This window comes from Microcoleus sp. CZ3-B2, from assembly GCF_036705055.1.
Classification (GTDB): Bacteria; Cyanobacteriota; Cyanobacteriia; order Cyanobacteriales; family Microcoleaceae; genus Microcoleus.
This window is the reverse complement of record NZ_JAUBTN010000010.1, coordinates 97,879-113,410: the sequence shown is the minus strand read 5'-3', so window position 1 is coordinate 113,410 and position 15,532 is coordinate 97,879. Positions and strand designations below refer to the sequence as shown.

Annotated in this window: 12 protein-coding genes; 7 read left to right on the top strand and 5 right to left on the bottom strand. The window is 46.0% G+C overall.

Annotated elements, in window-relative coordinates:
• Positions 1 to 11: 11 nt before the first annotated feature.
• From QUA97_RS06755 to QUA97_RS06745, 3 genes are all read left to right on the top strand, one after another.
• A complete protein-coding gene (locus QUA97_RS06755) occupies positions 12 to 296 on the top strand; it encodes a hypothetical protein (RefSeq protein ID WP_194066945.1) in 285 nt (94 codons plus the stop codon).
• A 117-nt stretch (positions 297 to 413) separates the two neighbouring features.
• The gene (locus QUA97_RS06750) at positions 414 to 3,743 is read left to right on the top strand and encodes a DEAD/DEAH box helicase (protein WP_333194043.1); all 3,330 of its coding nucleotides are present in this window, start codon (positions 414 to 416) and stop codon (positions 3,741 to 3,743) included.
• A 163-nt stretch (positions 3,744 to 3,906) separates the two neighbouring features.
• Positions 3,907 to 4,734, top strand: coding sequence for an SWIM zinc finger family protein (locus tag QUA97_RS06745; RefSeq protein ID WP_194066943.1), 828 nt, complete (start codon positions 3,907 to 3,909; stop codon positions 4,732 to 4,734).
• Positions 4,735 to 5,145: 411 nt separating this feature from the next.
• Here the strand turns inward: QUA97_RS06745 and QUA97_RS06740 are convergent, their stop codons facing one another.
• Positions 5,146 to 5,784, bottom strand: a complete 639-nt coding sequence (locus tag QUA97_RS06740; RefSeq protein WP_194066942.1) for an HAD-IA family hydrolase — start codon at positions 5,782 to 5,784, stop codon at positions 5,146 to 5,148.
• 229 nt (positions 5,785 to 6,013) lie between these two features.
• Positions 6,014 to 6,982 (bottom strand): tRNA epoxyqueuosine(34) reductase QueG, encoded by a 969-nt coding sequence (gene queG / locus QUA97_RS06735; RefSeq protein ID WP_333194040.1) that lies wholly within the window; start codon positions 6,980 to 6,982, stop codon positions 6,014 to 6,016.
• Between the two features lie 210 nt (positions 6,983 to 7,192).
• Here queG and QUA97_RS06730 point away from each other — a divergent pair, with 210 nt between their 5' ends.
• Both QUA97_RS06730 and QUA97_RS06725 read left to right on the top strand, forming a co-directional pair.
• A complete protein-coding gene (locus tag QUA97_RS06730) occupies positions 7,193 to 8,155 on the top strand; it encodes an orange carotenoid protein N-terminal domain-containing protein (protein ID WP_194066941.1) in 963 nt (320 codons plus the stop codon).
• A 380-nt stretch (positions 8,156 to 8,535) separates the two neighbouring features.
• The gene (locus tag QUA97_RS06725; RefSeq protein ID WP_194066940.1) at positions 8,536 to 8,970 is read left to right on the top strand and encodes a nuclear transport factor 2 family protein; all 435 of its coding nucleotides are present in this window, start codon (positions 8,536 to 8,538) and stop codon (positions 8,968 to 8,970) included.
• 771 nt (positions 8,971 to 9,741) lie between these two features.
• Here the strand turns inward: QUA97_RS06725 and QUA97_RS06720 are convergent.
• From QUA97_RS06720 to rsmH, 3 genes are all read right to left on the bottom strand, one after another.
• Positions 9,742 to 10,164 carry an ATP-binding protein gene (locus QUA97_RS06720; protein WP_194066939.1) on the bottom strand — a complete coding sequence of 141 codons (423 nt, stop codon included), beginning with the start codon at positions 10,162 to 10,164 and terminating at the stop codon, positions 9,742 to 9,744.
• A gap of 645 nt (positions 10,165 to 10,809) precedes the next feature.
• Positions 10,810 to 12,480, bottom strand: a complete 1,671-nt coding sequence (locus QUA97_RS06715) for a SpoIIE family protein phosphatase (protein WP_194066938.1) — start codon at positions 12,478 to 12,480, stop codon at positions 10,810 to 10,812.
• Between the two features lie 219 nt (positions 12,481 to 12,699).
• A complete protein-coding gene (gene rsmH, locus QUA97_RS06710) occupies positions 12,700 to 13,602 on the bottom strand; it encodes a 16S rRNA (cytosine(1402)-N(4))-methyltransferase RsmH (protein ID WP_333194035.1) in 903 nt (300 codons plus the stop codon).
• A 313-nt stretch (positions 13,603 to 13,915) separates the two neighbouring features.
• On the opposite strand from rsmH, the gene QUA97_RS06705 reads away from it, so the two are divergent.
• Together QUA97_RS06705 and QUA97_RS06700 are read left to right on the top strand one after the other, a co-directional pair.
• Complete coding sequence (locus QUA97_RS06705; RefSeq protein ID WP_333194033.1) at positions 13,916 to 15,100, top strand: NAD(P)H-quinone oxidoreductase subunit H; 1,185 nt, start codon at positions 13,916 to 13,918, stop codon at positions 15,098 to 15,100.
• Positions 15,101 to 15,140: 40 nt separating this feature from the next.
• Positions 15,141 to 15,419 carry a type II toxin-antitoxin system HicB family antitoxin gene (locus tag QUA97_RS06700; protein ID WP_228049875.1) on the top strand — a complete coding sequence of 93 codons (279 nt, stop codon included), beginning with the start codon at positions 15,141 to 15,143 and terminating at the stop codon, positions 15,417 to 15,419.
• Positions 15,420 to 15,532: the final 113 nt, after the last annotated feature.

Genomic DNA, 15,532 nt, shown 5'->3' with positions numbered 1-15,532 from the left:
TTGAGAGTCCAATGCCAAAAGAGAGAGATTATTTGGTGCGGTCGATCGAGTCGTGGCGCTGGATTTGTAAGCATTTATACTCTCAATTTTGGAGATTCTGGGGTCGGTTCGCCCGGTCGATCGCCCCCCAAACGCCTGCTCTAGATGGTACGATGAGTTTTCGATTGGGACTTGGGAGCGATCGGGTCAACCATCCGGGATTGGGCATGGGCCAAACAGGGCATTGGCCCGCGCAGGGCATGGGGCAAACAGGGCATTGGGCATGGGGCAAACAGGGCATTGGGCATTGGGCTTGAGAACCACTATATTTCTGATATTTCGTATTTTTGTATTGCCACAGTTCTCTTATTCACAATTCAGACAAAACTGAGGCAGAAAGTCTCGGAATTAAATAAAAATATTAGGATTGAAAAATGGCTATTTTACACGGCAGTTGGCTACTAAACAACGAAAAAAGCGGCTTATTTATTTGGGGGGAAACTTGGCGGAAGATTGGGGCGATCGATATTGTTGAATCTGAGATAATTCCGCATAATCCTTTGGCAATGACTGAGGCGGAGTTGAATACTTTCCTAAATTCTTTGCAGCAGTCGGGGAAACTCCACTGGCAATTACCCGAAACCGCAGAAATTAAGCAGAAAACTACGAAAACTCGGAGTTCGTCCAAAACGACGGCGGCAGCCCTTCCTAGGGAAAATTTATCGATTCAGAGGCAAGTTCGGGCGATCGCGCTTCCGACCAAAATCTCGGAATCCAACGCAACTATTATGCCGCAGCACTCAGTGGCAGCACTTGAGGAACCAGCCCAAATCGCTGAAATTTATCTTTATCCCTGGCAAGTTAAGGGTTATTTGCTAAACCCCCAAGCCGCTTTTGTTTTTTTGCAATCGCTGCCGCTAAATAGCACAGAAGCAGATTATTTTGTCGGCTCGGATTTGGGTTTTTGGTCGCATCTTGCTAGGTGGAGTTTGGATTTGTTGGCGAGGTGCAAATTCTTGCCGGCATTGGAGAGGCAATCTGATGGTTCGGCTATTGCTAAATGGCAACCTTTGTTAGACAGTTCGACCGATATTCTCCGTCTCGCTACTTTTTCTAAGCAAATGCCGACGGCTTGTCGAATGTATCAATCGAAGGAAGAAGGTTCGGCAGCGAGCAATGTGCGGGATGTAACGGATGTAATAAAAGAAGGTTCGCCAGAAAGTAAGGTACGGGATGTTGCGGTGGATTTGCCTGTGGGGCCGCAGGAGTTGGTTTTGGGGTTTTTGAGTAGTGTGGTAGATGGTGAAGTGCGATCGTCTTCGAGGGCTGCGCTAACGGCTGCTGGCTCAAATTTAGATATCAAAACACTTTCTCCAACCCGCGAATGGCTGCAAGCTTTGCAACAAGAATCTGGAGTGGTGCAAGCAGAATCAGCCGCTTTAGAAAAGTTGGCAAACAAGCTTGTTGCTTGGACTTCGCCGCTGCAAAACCAACTGTCTGAACAAAGTCAGTTTCGCACTTGTTTTCAACTTATTCCGCCGTCTCCGGGTAAAGTTAATTGGAGTTTAAATTATTGTTTGCAAGCAGTAGATGAAACGGATTTTTTGGTGGATGCGACAACTGTTTGGAACAATTCTGTTGAACGTTTGGCCTATGCGGGGCGGACAATTGAATTGCCACAAGAAACTTTGCTGGGAGGGTTGGGTTTAGCATCGAAACTTTATCCGTTAATTGAACCGAGTTTGCAAGCACAGCGGCCTCAATCTTGTCAATTAAATCCGCTGCAAGCTTACGAGTTTATTAAGTCTGTGGCTTGGCGATTTGCTGATAGCGGGTTGGGCGTTGTTTTGCCGCCTAGTTTGACAAAGGCTGATGGTTGGGCGAGTCGTTTGGGTTTGAGTATTCAGGCGGAAACTCCGAAAGCAAATCCGGCGAAGGGCGGGCTGGGTTTGCAAAGTCTGCTAAGTTTTAAGTGGGAATTGACGATCGGCGGACAGCGCATTTCTAAGGCAGAATTCGATCGGCTGGTAGAGCTGAATTCGCCTTTGGTGGAAATTAACGGTGAGTGGGTGGAGTTGCGCGCCACCGATGTGAAGGCTGCTAAAACTTTTTTTGCTAGTCGCAAGGAGCAAATGACTCTTTCTTTGGAGGATGCTTTGCGTTTGGCTTCGGGCGATTCTCAGACTATTGAAAAGTTGCCTGTGGTGAATTTTGAAGCTACGGGTCAACTTCAGGAATTGTTGAATACTTTAAGCGATAATCAGGCCGTAAGTGCGATCGCGACTCCGGCTAGTTTCCGAGGACAATTGCGGCCTTATCAAGCGCTAGGGGCGGGCTGGTTGGCATTCTTAGAGCGCTGGGGTTTAGGTGCTTGTCTCGCGGACGATATGGGATTGGGAAAATCCATTGAGCTAATTGCTTTCCTCCTGCACTTGCAAGAACAAAATTCTCTAGAAGCGCCGACATTATTGGTTTGTCCGACATCGGTATTGGGCAATTGGGAGCGGGAAGTCAAGAAATTTGGGCCGACGCTGAAAGTATTGCTACACCACGGAGACAAACGCGCTAAAGGCAAAGCATTTGCGGCTGCAATTAAGGGAAAGCATTTAATAATTACCAGTTACGCGCTGGTGTTTCGCGATGCGAAGGAAATTCAAAGCACTAAATGGCAAGGATTGGTTTTGGATGAAGCCCAAAATATTAAGAATTCCGAGGCTAAGCAGTCGCAGGCGGTGCGGCAAATCGAGGCAGATTTTAGAATTGCGCTGACGGGAACTCCGGTGGAAAATAGACTGCAAGAATTGTGGTCAATTTTGGAGTTTCTGAATCCTGGCTATTTGGGGCCGCGCAATTTCTTTCAGCGCCGATTTGCTATTCCGATCGAGAAATATGGAGATAGAGAATCATTGCATAGTTTGCGATCGCTCGTTCGGCCTTTTATCCTCCGCCGCCTGAAAACTGACAAGGAAATCATCCAAGATTTGCCGGAAAAACAGGAGATGACTGTATTTTGCAGTCTGGCTGCTGGGCAGGCAGCATTATATCAGAAAATAGTCGAAGAGTCAATCGCTAATTTAGAGTCAGCCGAAGGTATTCAGCGCCGGGGTATGATTCTGGCTTTGCTGGTAAAACTCAAACAACTTTGCAACCATCCGGCTCTTTTGACAGCTAAACAAAACCCGAAAGAATTGGGAATTAAGAGTCAGGAATCGGGGAAATTGCAGCGGTTGGTGGAAATGTTAGAAGAGGTGGTGGCTGAGGGCGATCGGGCTTTGATTTTCACTCAATTTGCTGAATGGGGAAAACTCCTAAAACCGCATCTAGAAAAGCATTTAGGGCGAGAAGTTTTGTTTTTGTACGGCGGAATTAAGCAACAGCAGCGGGAAGAAATGATCGATCGCTTCCAACACGATCCGCAAGGCCCGCCGATTATGATATTATCTTTAAAAGCTGGCGGCACCGGTTTGAACTTAACCAGGGCTACCCACGTTTTCCACTATGACAGGTGGTGGAATCCCGCAGTAGAAAATCAGGCAACTGACCGCGTATTTCGCATCGGCCAAACCAGGAACGTGCAAGTACACAAATTTGTCTGCACGGGTACGCTAGAGGAGAAAATTCACGATATGATCGAGAGTAAAAAAGCTCTCGCCGAACAAGTAGTCAGCGCCGGCGAAAACTGGCTCACCGAACTCGACACAGACCAACTTCGCAATTTACTAATTCTCGATCGCGATGCTATTATAGAAACCGAAGAAGAATAATATTTATTGTTTTGTAGTAACTTCAGTCCTTCTTGAATGCGGACTTGCTAACGACCAATGACTAATGACTAATGACTGCTGACTAATGACCAATGACCAATGACTAATGACTAATGACTAATGACTGCTGACTAATGCCCCATGCCCCAGGCCCAAAAGATAAATGATTGACAGAGAATGGTGGACACAACAGTGGCTCGATTTAATCAATACCTACCGCTTCAAAAAGCGTTTAGAGCGCGGCTGGCAATACGCGCGCGAAGGTAAAGTTCTCAGCATTAAATTCCCTAATCAAGAAGTAATTGCTATCGTTCAAGGAACAGACCCCAAACCCTATCAAGTTTCTTTAGGGCTCGATACATTGAGCGATGAAGATTGGGATTATGTGATTGAAAATATGTCCCAAAGAGCGGTTTTTTCGGCTAAATTATTAGCTGGAGAAATGCCGCACAATATTGAAGATGTATTTGCAGCGGCTGGAAAAACGCTATTTCCGTTAAGTTTATCTGATATTCGATCGCGCTGCACCTGTCCAGACCCCAAAAATCCTTGCAAGCACATCAGTGCAGTATACTACTTATTGGGCGATCGCTTCGGAGAAGACCCCTTTGTACTTTTTCAACTGCGGGGAAGAACCAAAGAGCAAATCTTGACAGCTTTGCGTCAGACACGGGGTACCCAAGGAGAGGAAAATTCTCAACTCAACTCCGGCAAAAATTCCCCGACTGCGAATTCTAAATTGCCGAAGGTCGATCGCTTTTGGGAATACAACCAGCAGCTAGAATCATCTTTAGTCGTAATTGTGCCGCCGCCCAGCAGCGAAACAGTCTTAGATATTTTAGGCCCGATTCCCCTAGCAACCAACCCAACAGCAACCAGTAGCAAATCTTCCCCCGCCTCTGACGCACTCAAGCAGCATTTTAGTAAAATTTACCAAGCAGTTAGCCAGCAAGCCGTTTTAGCCGCACTGAAACTAGGCGAAGGAGACTAAAACATGATTCTTTCTTTCTGGGGATGACGCAAATTCTAAGAAACCCGGTTTCTCATAAAATATCTGCTGGGTGGCAAAAAAAATCGAGAGAAACCGGGTTTCTGGGAATGACGCAAAGTCTAAGGAACCCGATTTCTCATACCAAATTCAAAAAATAATCCAATTAATTGCGTTTAACAGAAGGCGGATAGGTGAAACGCAACCAAGTTGCCAAAGTAGCTACCGCGCAAGTGGAAGCCAAGCTAAAAGTCAAGAAAGTTTCAAATGCTGACATAATACTGTTCCTCTTTATTTGAGCGATCGAGTAAATCTTTCTCCTTCACATTTATATCAGCCTCCATTCATTTTTTCAATCGGTTCTGACATAAAGTTTTTACTACTTTAAATTTGGAAGTATTTATTTACAACACTTTACACTCCTCCCAGATTACTCATAATCTCGATCAATTGCTGGGGACGTTCAATCAAAAAATCGGGATGGTGTAAGACCAAAACCTCCTGAGAATTAAAACCCCAACCTACAGCAATTATTTTAATTCCAGTTTTTCTAGCAGCGTCTATATCTCTAATCTCATCTCCCACATAAAAGACTTCTTCAGGATTTATATGCTCTTTTCGGAGCCATTTATTAATAACTTTATGTTTCCCGAAAGTTGAACCTGAGTAAATAAACGTGAAAGTATCTTGTAAATTGTTATTTTCCAGCGCCGCTAAGACATTTTCTCTGGAATTAGATGTGATAATGCCCAGTTGAAACCCCCGTTTTTTCAACTCCAGCAAAACTTCTTTAATTCCCGGAAATAATTGAACGTCTGAAATTTCACTGCGTAATTCAGATCTCAATTTTCTAATCAGCAGCGGGAATTTGAAGAGGGAAATGCCAGAATAACGAAGAATTTCCCAAGAATTTAAGTTGCTCAGTTGAGCGAGTTCCTCTTTTGTCGCAGACTTAAAGCCGAATTCTGCTGACAAACGGTTGGTGATGCTCAGAAGAATATCAATTGTATCTGCTAAAGTACCGTCAAAATCAAAAATAATTACTTTGGTCATTGGACAACAGCAAATAAGGAATAGAGAATCATACTATTTTATATTTTATATTGGGATAATTTATCGCATTCTAGAATATAACAGACAAGATTGCATAAATCGTTCATTGATATATAAATCGCAGATGTAAGCCGGATCAACAGAGATGAACGCAGAGGCATTTCAAGATAATTGGGAAATGAGTACAATCTTGCCTAATATATTAGCTCTAATGACCACTGACTGAGGACTAATGACTATTAATTTGATTGGCTTTGGCATTTCTACGCAGCATTTCCGGTTTAATTCGCCGCAGCGCCGAAGCTGTAAATCTGCGGTTCCATTCCTCGTCGGAAATGTCGGCTAATTCTGCAAGTGTCGGCGCTATATTTTCAGGATAAGGCTCAAATTCTGTAACATCTGTTGGTTGAGCAAATCGCTGATTCCAAGGACAAATATCTTGACAAATATCGCAACCGGCAACCCAACCTTGTAAATTAGATGCTATTTCGTCGGGGAGTTTTTCGGCTCGATTCTCGATCGTATGATAGGCTATGCACCGATCGGCATTCACGACAAAAGGCTCAGTAATAGCCGCCGTCGGACACGCATCAATGCAGCGAGTGCAACTACCGCAATGTTCCGTATGGGGAGCATCCGGCGCTAACTCCAAATTAGTCAAGATTTCGCCCAAAAACACCCAAGAACCGTATTCTCGCGAAATTAAATTACCATTTTTGGCAATCCAGCCAATTCCTGCACGCTGCGCCCACATTTTATCCTGAACCGGCCCGGTATCAGCATAATAGCGCGCTTCAATTCCCTCGCTTTGCGATCGCACCCAATTTGCCAAAACCTTGAGTTTTTTGTGCAAAATTCTGTGGTAATCCCGCCCCCAACCGTAGCGAGAGATTTTAGCATATTTGACCGCTGCACCGTCCCCCCCCTCCAACAGGGAATTTTCGGGGCGCTGGTGGGGCGTGTAGTAGTTAATGGCAACACATATTAATGACTTCACCTCTGGCATGAGCGATCGAATATCGGAGCGTTTCGGGTTTGTCATCCATGCCATATCCGCCTGATAACCCTTGTCCAGCCAAGCTTGCAATCTTTGTTTTTCTATATCGACATCCGCGTCTGCAGAGGCGATTCCCACTTTGTGAAATCCCAGCTCAAGGGCTTTTTGCTGAATGCGATCGCGATTAATTGATATTTTCACAGAATTAGCAACCGCAGCATAAAATGTGCAATAAGTCTAGTAATTTTCAGAGGATCTTTGGGAAAAGAATCGATAATACTTTCACAATCTTTATATTTATAAATTTGAACTCAAAAAGCTCAAAAACGTTACATAATGTAATCAAAGGAGAAATGGGTTCGTCTATTCAAGTCGGCAAGTAAAACCAACAGCGAATCCCACAGCATACACATGGCAGTTAGTATTCAATCAGCTCAATCAATTTTCTCAAACACCGAGATTGCGAGTGCTGTTCCCGCTACCACCGAAGCGTTCTACAAACTCAGTGTTGAAGACCAACTCGCACTCCTCTGGTATGCCTACACCGAAATGGGCATCTCCATCACCGCAGCAGCTCCGGGAGTAGCCAGCATGGCGCTAGTCGAAGGCATTCTCAACGAAATCAAGCAAATGTCGCCTGCTGATCAAAGCAAAACCATGTTTGACCTCGCCAGCAACGCCGACACCACAATCGGCCGGATTTACACATCCTTGCGCGTCAACACCAAACTCGGTTTCTGGTATGAGTTGGGACAAATGATGAAACAGGGCGTTGTCGCCCCCATCCCTGCAGGCTATCAAATGTCTCCCGAAGCCACCGCAGTTCTCGAAACCATCAAAACACTCGATCCGGGCCAACAAATTACCGTACTTCGCAACACGGTAGTTCACATGGGCTACGATCCAGATTTCAGCCAAGAGTACGGCAAACGAGCTGCCCCCCGCAGCACTCCCACCGCAGTAGCAGAGCGGGTGAAAACCGAGATTAAGGGTATCAGCGAGCAGACCGTGCTCAGCTACATCGACTACATGAATGCCTTCGACTTCACCCCAGCCGTCGGTTTATTTGCCGAAGAAGGCGCTCTGCAACCGCCTTTCCAAAAGCCGATCGTCGGTCGCGAAGCTATCCTCAACTATATGCGGGAAGAGTGCATCGGACTGAAAATGATGCCCCAAGAAGGCGTGTCCGAGCCTGCAGAAGATGGCTACCGCCAAGTGAAAGTTACCGGTAAAGTCGAAACTCCTTGGTTCGGCTCGAATGTGGGTATGAACATTGCGTGGCGGTTTTTGCTCGATCCCCAAGGTCAAATTTTCTTTGTGGCGATCGACTTGTTGGCCTCTCCTAAAGAATTGCTCAACCTGATCCGCAAATAGAATATTCTGTTTGGCGTTTGTCAAACAGACTTGCACAGAAACCCAGATACTTTAAAAGTGTCTGGGTTTAGTTGATTTTAGATTTTAGATTTTAAGGACTACTCGTTTACTCGTTACCAGTAGCGCCTGGTAACGCTGATCGATCGGCTCTGGCTCCTTTTTTTCCAACAAGCGAGGCAGAGCGTCTAGACCTCTGTTCCCAGACCCAGCCAGGGAACAAGTTAAGTGTGTGGGTTTATACAATTTGAGATTTGAGATTGCTGTATGTTACTCTTTTTATTCAGAGAATTTATCCCTAGCCCTACCTATATCTTTTGAGGGATTTGCTGCGACAAACATAATGATTAAAGTAGATTCATTCCTTTCAAATCATTTATTTTATGACTGCCACAACTAGACCTATTTTAACTCGCTCTATCGAGATTGCTGGTATCACAAAGCCAGTGATACTGCAATATTTTGAAACTTTAAATGCAGGCAATTTTGAAGATACTGCTAATTTGTTTGCTGAGGATGGAGTTCTGCACGCGCCCTTTGAAGAGCCAATTATCGGTAAAAGCTCGATCGCCACTTATCTAAAAACAGAAGCGCGAGGAATGCAGCTCGAACCGCAGCAAGGTAGCAGCCAAATTTTAGAAGATGACCGAGTTGAAGTTCATGTCAGCGGCTGGGTGAAAACTTCCGTATTTGGTGTTAATGTCGGATGGCTGTTCGTGCTCAATTCTGACCGAGAAATCTTTTCTGTCACCGTCAAGCTGTTAGCTTCAGCCCAAGAATTGCTAAATCTGCGACCCCATAAAAAATTCAACGTTTAATAAGTTTAGTAGAAAGGCGTAAATATTTGTAGTTGGGATGAGGCAGGAGTCAGGAGACAGAATGCAGGAGGGATTGGGGTTTTAGCCTCATTTATCTTTCTTAACACAGTTGTGTTTTTCCCCACCGACTTACTTCATACTTAAATTGAATATTGGGGTTTCACCTGTCGATCGCGCGTCATATCAATTCCGGTTGTACCGTCAGGTGATTGTTGACTGTTAAGAGGGCCCGCACGCACCATCCACCGCCCCTACTGACTGTTGACTGGCGGGTCGAAAAACTGAATGGTTGAGTCTTAACTGTTGACTCGATTTTATTATTCCGATGCAACCGGAAACGATATCATAGCTCGATCGATATTTGTGCGTCACTGAGGCAGAAACCAGGTTTTTCGCCAAATCTCCGGTGAAGCGCTGCCAACTCTCGAAAAAACCCGTTTGTGAGGTGTTTTTGCGTCACTGAGGCAGAAACCAGGTTTTTCGCCAAATCTCCGCTGAAGCGCCGCCAACTCTCGAAAAACCCGGTTTTTTTGGCAGACAAAATTGTCAAAATAGCTAGAACGCCGTCCTAATTATTTTGGTCATTTTGTGTATTCGCGATCGTTAATCAGTAATCACTAATGACCGAGGACTGAGATCGCGTCAATTACCATAACAAAAACAGTTTGTAGTGCGGAATGCGAGTCCGCTCACTTGTTGTGGACTCGCATTCGGCACTACGAACTTTGCTTATTGCAGTTAATCGACCATCGGACACAATCTAACGGCAAATTAAGATTTTTCTGGCAAACTCGCTTCCAACTTCAGACAATTGCGGCCGTCTAGTTGCAAACTGTAATCCACCCGATCCATCAGTCTGCTCATAATCAGCCAGCCATAGCCGCTTTCCTGCTTCGCTTCCGGCCTCGGGGGACTGTAAGTGTCCATTTCGTAACCTTTACCATAATCCCAAATTTCTAAACCAATATCCCGATTTTTTAAATTCAAGCGAATTAACACCGGCAAATTGGGTTGATCTTTGTGAGCGTGGCGGATCACGTTAGAATAGGCTTCTGCTAACACCAAGCGCAAACGATTCGACTGACGCGGCCAATCGATGTGCTCTCCTAGCTCAACTTCCAAACTGCTCAGCAACCAATTTTCAACAATTGTTAAAAACCGCAAGTCGCTTGGTACATGAAGCTCAGTATTCATAAAAAAATCCTGTAAGTTTGGAAACCCGTGTCTTCTGACCAGGGATGAAATACAACACGCCGAATTAATTTGGCGTTAATACTTGTCGCTACATGAAGGATACTCAATACTGGGCGATCGAGGCAATAGACTTTCGCCGAAAGCATTCACCAAGAAGCATCAATTAAGAGTTAGCCACTGACGCGCTAGTTCTGTAACTTTTGCCTGTCGCCCGCGTTCTCTGTGTTAATCTGTAGCCTTTGACATACTCCCCGTCGTAAACGAGCGGGGATTCTTGACACTTCAACGAGTCCTGCTACCAAGGTAGTCTTACAGTCCCGACCTGTCCGTTTAGAGTCTCCTAATGCCCTATGGCGACTAATATGTATCGTTTTTTTTGGGAATATTAACAATACTTTTGTTTTGCTTCCAGGTTGGATTTTAACCATTGCCCTTCAGTCTTTCCCTATTACTGGAGCAGTCCCGGTTTCAACTCTGATGAGTATATATCGCTGCACTCTTAGGTGGGGATTTCAACCACTTAAATTATCGCACAAAGCCGGCCACGCTCAGAAGGGGCTTGTATCCCAATTTCTCTGTCAACCGAGGGCTGGAGTTTTTAAGACCCAAAGCCCCCGACTATGATTGTCGGGATAGCTGACAGATTCAGAGAACCTCCAGAGAAAGTATGGTTTGGTCATCTTCCTGAATAGGATTGTCAGCTCGGATGTAGGCCAACAAATTGTCCAAGTTGATGGAACCAGGCTCCTCAATCAAGAGTTGCCAAAGCCCTTCTTGTTGTAGCATAGAACGGGTTGCTTCGCCCCCTGCGATCGCCGGAGTGGTCACGCTAGCTTCAGTAATCCCGTCACTCGTCAGCAGAAATACATCTCCTGACTTTAATTCGATCGCACCGGCTTTACCTTTCCAAACTGGCAGTATCCCCAAGGGAATGCCGCGAGCTTTCAAGAAATTCGGCTCTGCTGGCGTTAAACCGCTAGCAGTCTGAGCTTTCACGTCAGAATTCGACCAAACAATCGGGTAAATGTGACCGGCATTAGCAAAAGCCAAGTGTCCCGTTGACGGAGTGTAACGAGCTACAACCATCGTAATAAAATGGTTGTTGCCGATCAGGTCGTCAGCCATACTGCTATTCATATTCTGCATCACTCGATCGGGCTCGGGAGAAATTTCTTGAGAAAGTTCGCGCCGCATCACCGAAATCGCGCTAGCCATAAATAGAGCAGCCGGAACACCTTTACCGGAAACATCACCCACCGCTATCCAAATATCCCCTTGCGAGTGAACGTAGACCTCAAAAAAGTCACCGCCAACTTCCCGCGCCGGATAGCAACAAGCTTGCACCCTGACGGTTTCAAAATCAGGCCAACTTTGGCGCAACAAGTTTGTTTGGATTTGGCGGGCCACTTCCAACTCATTCTGCATCTGGTTAGCTAAATCCAGAGTGCGCTGATAGAGCTTAGCTTGAGAAAGGGCCAGAGCAGCTTGAGCTGCTACACCTTCTATTAACTCTATATCTTCTGCCGACCAAGGGTTAGTGCCACCTTGCTGACACAGGGCCAGTACCGCCAGCAAGTCTTGCTGATAAGTCAGGGGCACAGCAATCTCAACCGAGTTACCCTCACCGCCACTATTGTTGACTTGAGTTTGGCGGGTGGCTACGGCTTGAACCAGCAAATTTTCATCAAAAGAAAAGCTGCTGGATTCCGTCGCTTGGGCTTGGTAGGGGAAGGTACTAGGTAATAGTCTCTCGCCCTCTACCGGCCGCAGCATACAATAGTTGGCCTCAAAAGTTTGGCCTACGGTTTGAACAATAGTTTGTACCATACTAGAGTAATCTAGCGACCCGCGAATCACGCTCATCACCTCATTGAACAGAGATTCCTTGCGTAAAGCGCGGCGCAGTGCAACACTGCGCTGCTTGTAGTATTTGTAAGTTTCGGACGCTTGATTGATAACTAATTTCAGTTCTTCTGGATTCCACGGTTTGGTGATGTATTTGAAAACTTGACCTGCGTTGATTGCTTCTACCAAGTCTTCAACATCTGTGTATCCAGTCAGCAGAATCCGAATCGTATCAGGAAAGCGATCGACTGTTTTCCCCAAAAACTCGGTGCCATTCATTTCTGGCATCCGCTGATCAGATATAATCACCGCCATCTCCCCTTGTTCGTCTAGAACGGACAGGGCGCTGAGGGCGCTATCTGCTTTGTAAACCTGAAATTCGCGTCGAAACGTCCGGTACAGCAAATCCAAGTTGTCGGGTTCGTCATCGACTACCATTAGTTTCAGTTTGCTTCCATCTCCCCGACTCATGCTATTCCCTACTCCTAGGCGAATTAATCAGGTCTAAAACTAGCTTGTCAAATACCCTTGTCGGATTCAGCGGAGCCGAATCTGCGTGAGGGCTTCGGGTTTCATAGGTCAGTGCCATGTTAGTGATACCACAAGGAAGTTCGGAACTTGCATCCGGGTTCGGTCTTACCAGACCTCGCCTTGGTTTGGATCTCGTGCTTGACTTTCCTTGCTGCCGAATCAAGTTAATTTTTCTGCCAGTCTGAGCTTAGCAGAACGAGAGCGGGGATTTCTAGCTACTTCTTCCGATTGTGGCACGATCGGCTTTTTTGTCAGTACCTGCAAACAGTCTGTTCCTCGGAGTTGGTGCTTGACCGGTCTGTCTTCGAGGCTGTGAAAAGTAATAATTCCAATTCTCCCACCGGGTTTTAGCCACTTTGGCGCTTCCTTAAGAAAAGTGTCTAAAGAAGCGAGTTCGGAGTTGACGGCTATCCTCAAAGCTTGGAAAGTGCGGGTGGCGGGATGGATTCTACCGTTGCGCTGCTTGGGTGGGAAGCTGCTGGCGATCGCCCCTGCAAGTTCTGTAGTAGTTTCAAAAGGACGTTGTGCGACAATCCGCCTCGCAATGCGCCGCGACAATCGCTCCTCGCCGTATCTGTAAATAATATCTGCTAGTTTAACTTCTTCCCAGTGATTGATAATCTCTTGGGCCGTCAAAGATTGCTGCTGGTTCATACGCATATCTAACTTAGCAGGGTGGCGAAAACTAAAGCCGCGTTCCGGTGTATCGAACTGAGCCGAGCTAACGCCCAAGTCTGCTATGATACCATCAAATGTGGCCTCTTGAGACTGATATTGGGCAAAATTGCCGTGCCAAAACTCGACGGGATCCTTAGCAAATCGGGCTCTGCAAAAACGGATGGCTTCTTCGTCGCGATCGATCGCCACCACACTCACATCAGCCGCCGCCGCTAAAATCAAACTCGTGTGTCCGCCGCCCCCAAGCGTCGCATCCAAATAGCGCCCGCCCGGACGCACAGCTAAACCAGCAATTAATTCACTAGCCAAAACAGAAACGTGATAAGCCTCAATACTCACATCTGATGCAGGAGTCTCCTTCTCAGACGGCTCGATATCCTTCATAATCTATACAAGCGAAACAAAAATCAACAGTAGTCAGTAGTCAGTAGTCAGTTGTCAGTAGTCAGTAGTCAGTAGTCAGTAGTCAGTAGTCAGTAGTCCGTTGTCCGTTGTCAGTTGTCAATTGTCCGTTGTCCGTTGTCAGTAGTCAGTTGTCAGTTAGAGAGTTTTTTGCTAATGACCAATAACCAATAACCAATAACCAATGACTAATGACCACTAACCACTGACCAATGACTAATGACCAATGACTAATGACCAATGACTAATGACCACTAACCACTGACCAATTACCAATTACCAATTACCAATTATTATGTCAAGAATTGAGACAAGAACCGAACCAATGGTGCTAAACATGGGCCCGCACCACCCATCCATGCACGGGGTACTGCGGTTAATTGTCACCCTGGACGGCGAAGATGTAGTGGACTGCGAGCCTGTTTTAGGCTATCTACACCGCGGCATGGAAAAAATTGCCGAAAACCGCACCAACGTGATGTACGTCCCCTACGTCAGCCGCTGGGACTACGCTGCGGGGATGTTTAACGAAGCGGTGACAGTCAATGCACCGGAAAAGTTAGCCAATATTGCTGTCCCCAAGCGGGCGAGTTACATTCGGGTAATCATGCTGGAGTTGAACCGGATTGCGAACCACTTGATGTGGGTAGGGCCGTTTTTGGCCGACGTGGGCGCGCAAACTCCATTTTTCTACACTATGCGCGATCGCGAACCAATTCTCGACTTGTGGGAAGCAGCCACCGGCTACCGCATGGTAAACAACAACTATTTTCGTATCGGCGGAGTCGCAGCAGATTTACCCTACGGTTGGGTAGACAAATGCGAAGATTTCTGCGATTACTTCCTGCCAAAAATTGACGAATACGAACGTTTAATTACCAACAATCCAATCTTCCGCCGCCGGATTGAAGGACTGGGTACTATCTCTCGCGCCGAAGCGATTAATTGGGGACTATCCGGCCCGATGTTGCGCGGTTCCGGCGTGAATTGGGATTTGCGGAAAGTTGACCATTACGAATGCTACGACGACTTCGACTGGGAAGTCTGTACCGAAGCTGCTGGCGATTGTTTAGCCCGGTATTTAGTACGGATTCGGGAGATGCGCGAGTCGGTTAAGATTATCTATCAAGCCTTGAAAGGACTCCCCGGCGGCCCTTACGAAAACTTGGAAGCCAAGCGCTTAGAAAGCGGGCCAAAATCTGAGTGGAACAGTTTCGACTATCAGTTTATTGGCAAAAAAGTAGCCCCAACTTTCAAAATTCCCAAGGGCGAACATTACGTGCGGGTGGAAAGCGGTAAGGGTGAGTTGGGAATCTATATTATCGGCGATGATAGTACATTTCCTTGGCGCTGGAAGATTCGGGCTGCGGATTTCAATAACTTGCAGATTTTGCCTCACATTGTGCGCGGCGTGAAGATTGCGGATTTGGTGGCAATTTTGGGGAGTATCGACATTATTATGGGCTCGGTTGACAGGTAGACCCGCTGTTAGCAGTAAGGGCTTTAGTTATTAAACGAGTATGACTAAAGCCCTGACTGTTAATAATGATATAGTAAAATTTAAAGAACAAAGAGGTTGCAGAATGAATGTCAGCAAGCAAGAGTTCTACGTCATTATTGAACGAGATGAAGATGGCTATTATGTCGGGGAAGTCCCACAGCTAAAAGCCTGTTATAGCCAAGGAGAGACTATTGATGAGTTGATTGCCAATATTAAAGAAGTTATTGCACTTTGTTTAGAAGAAGAGGGTAATGAAAAATTACCTGAATTTGTAGGTATTCAAAGGGTAATGATTTAATAATATACAAAAGTTCTGCGTAAGTCATGTATAGCAACCCCAAATTTCCGAACATCAATCAAAACCTCAGTCTTTTCTCTTCCTCTGTGTCCTCTGCGCCCTCTGCGGTTAAA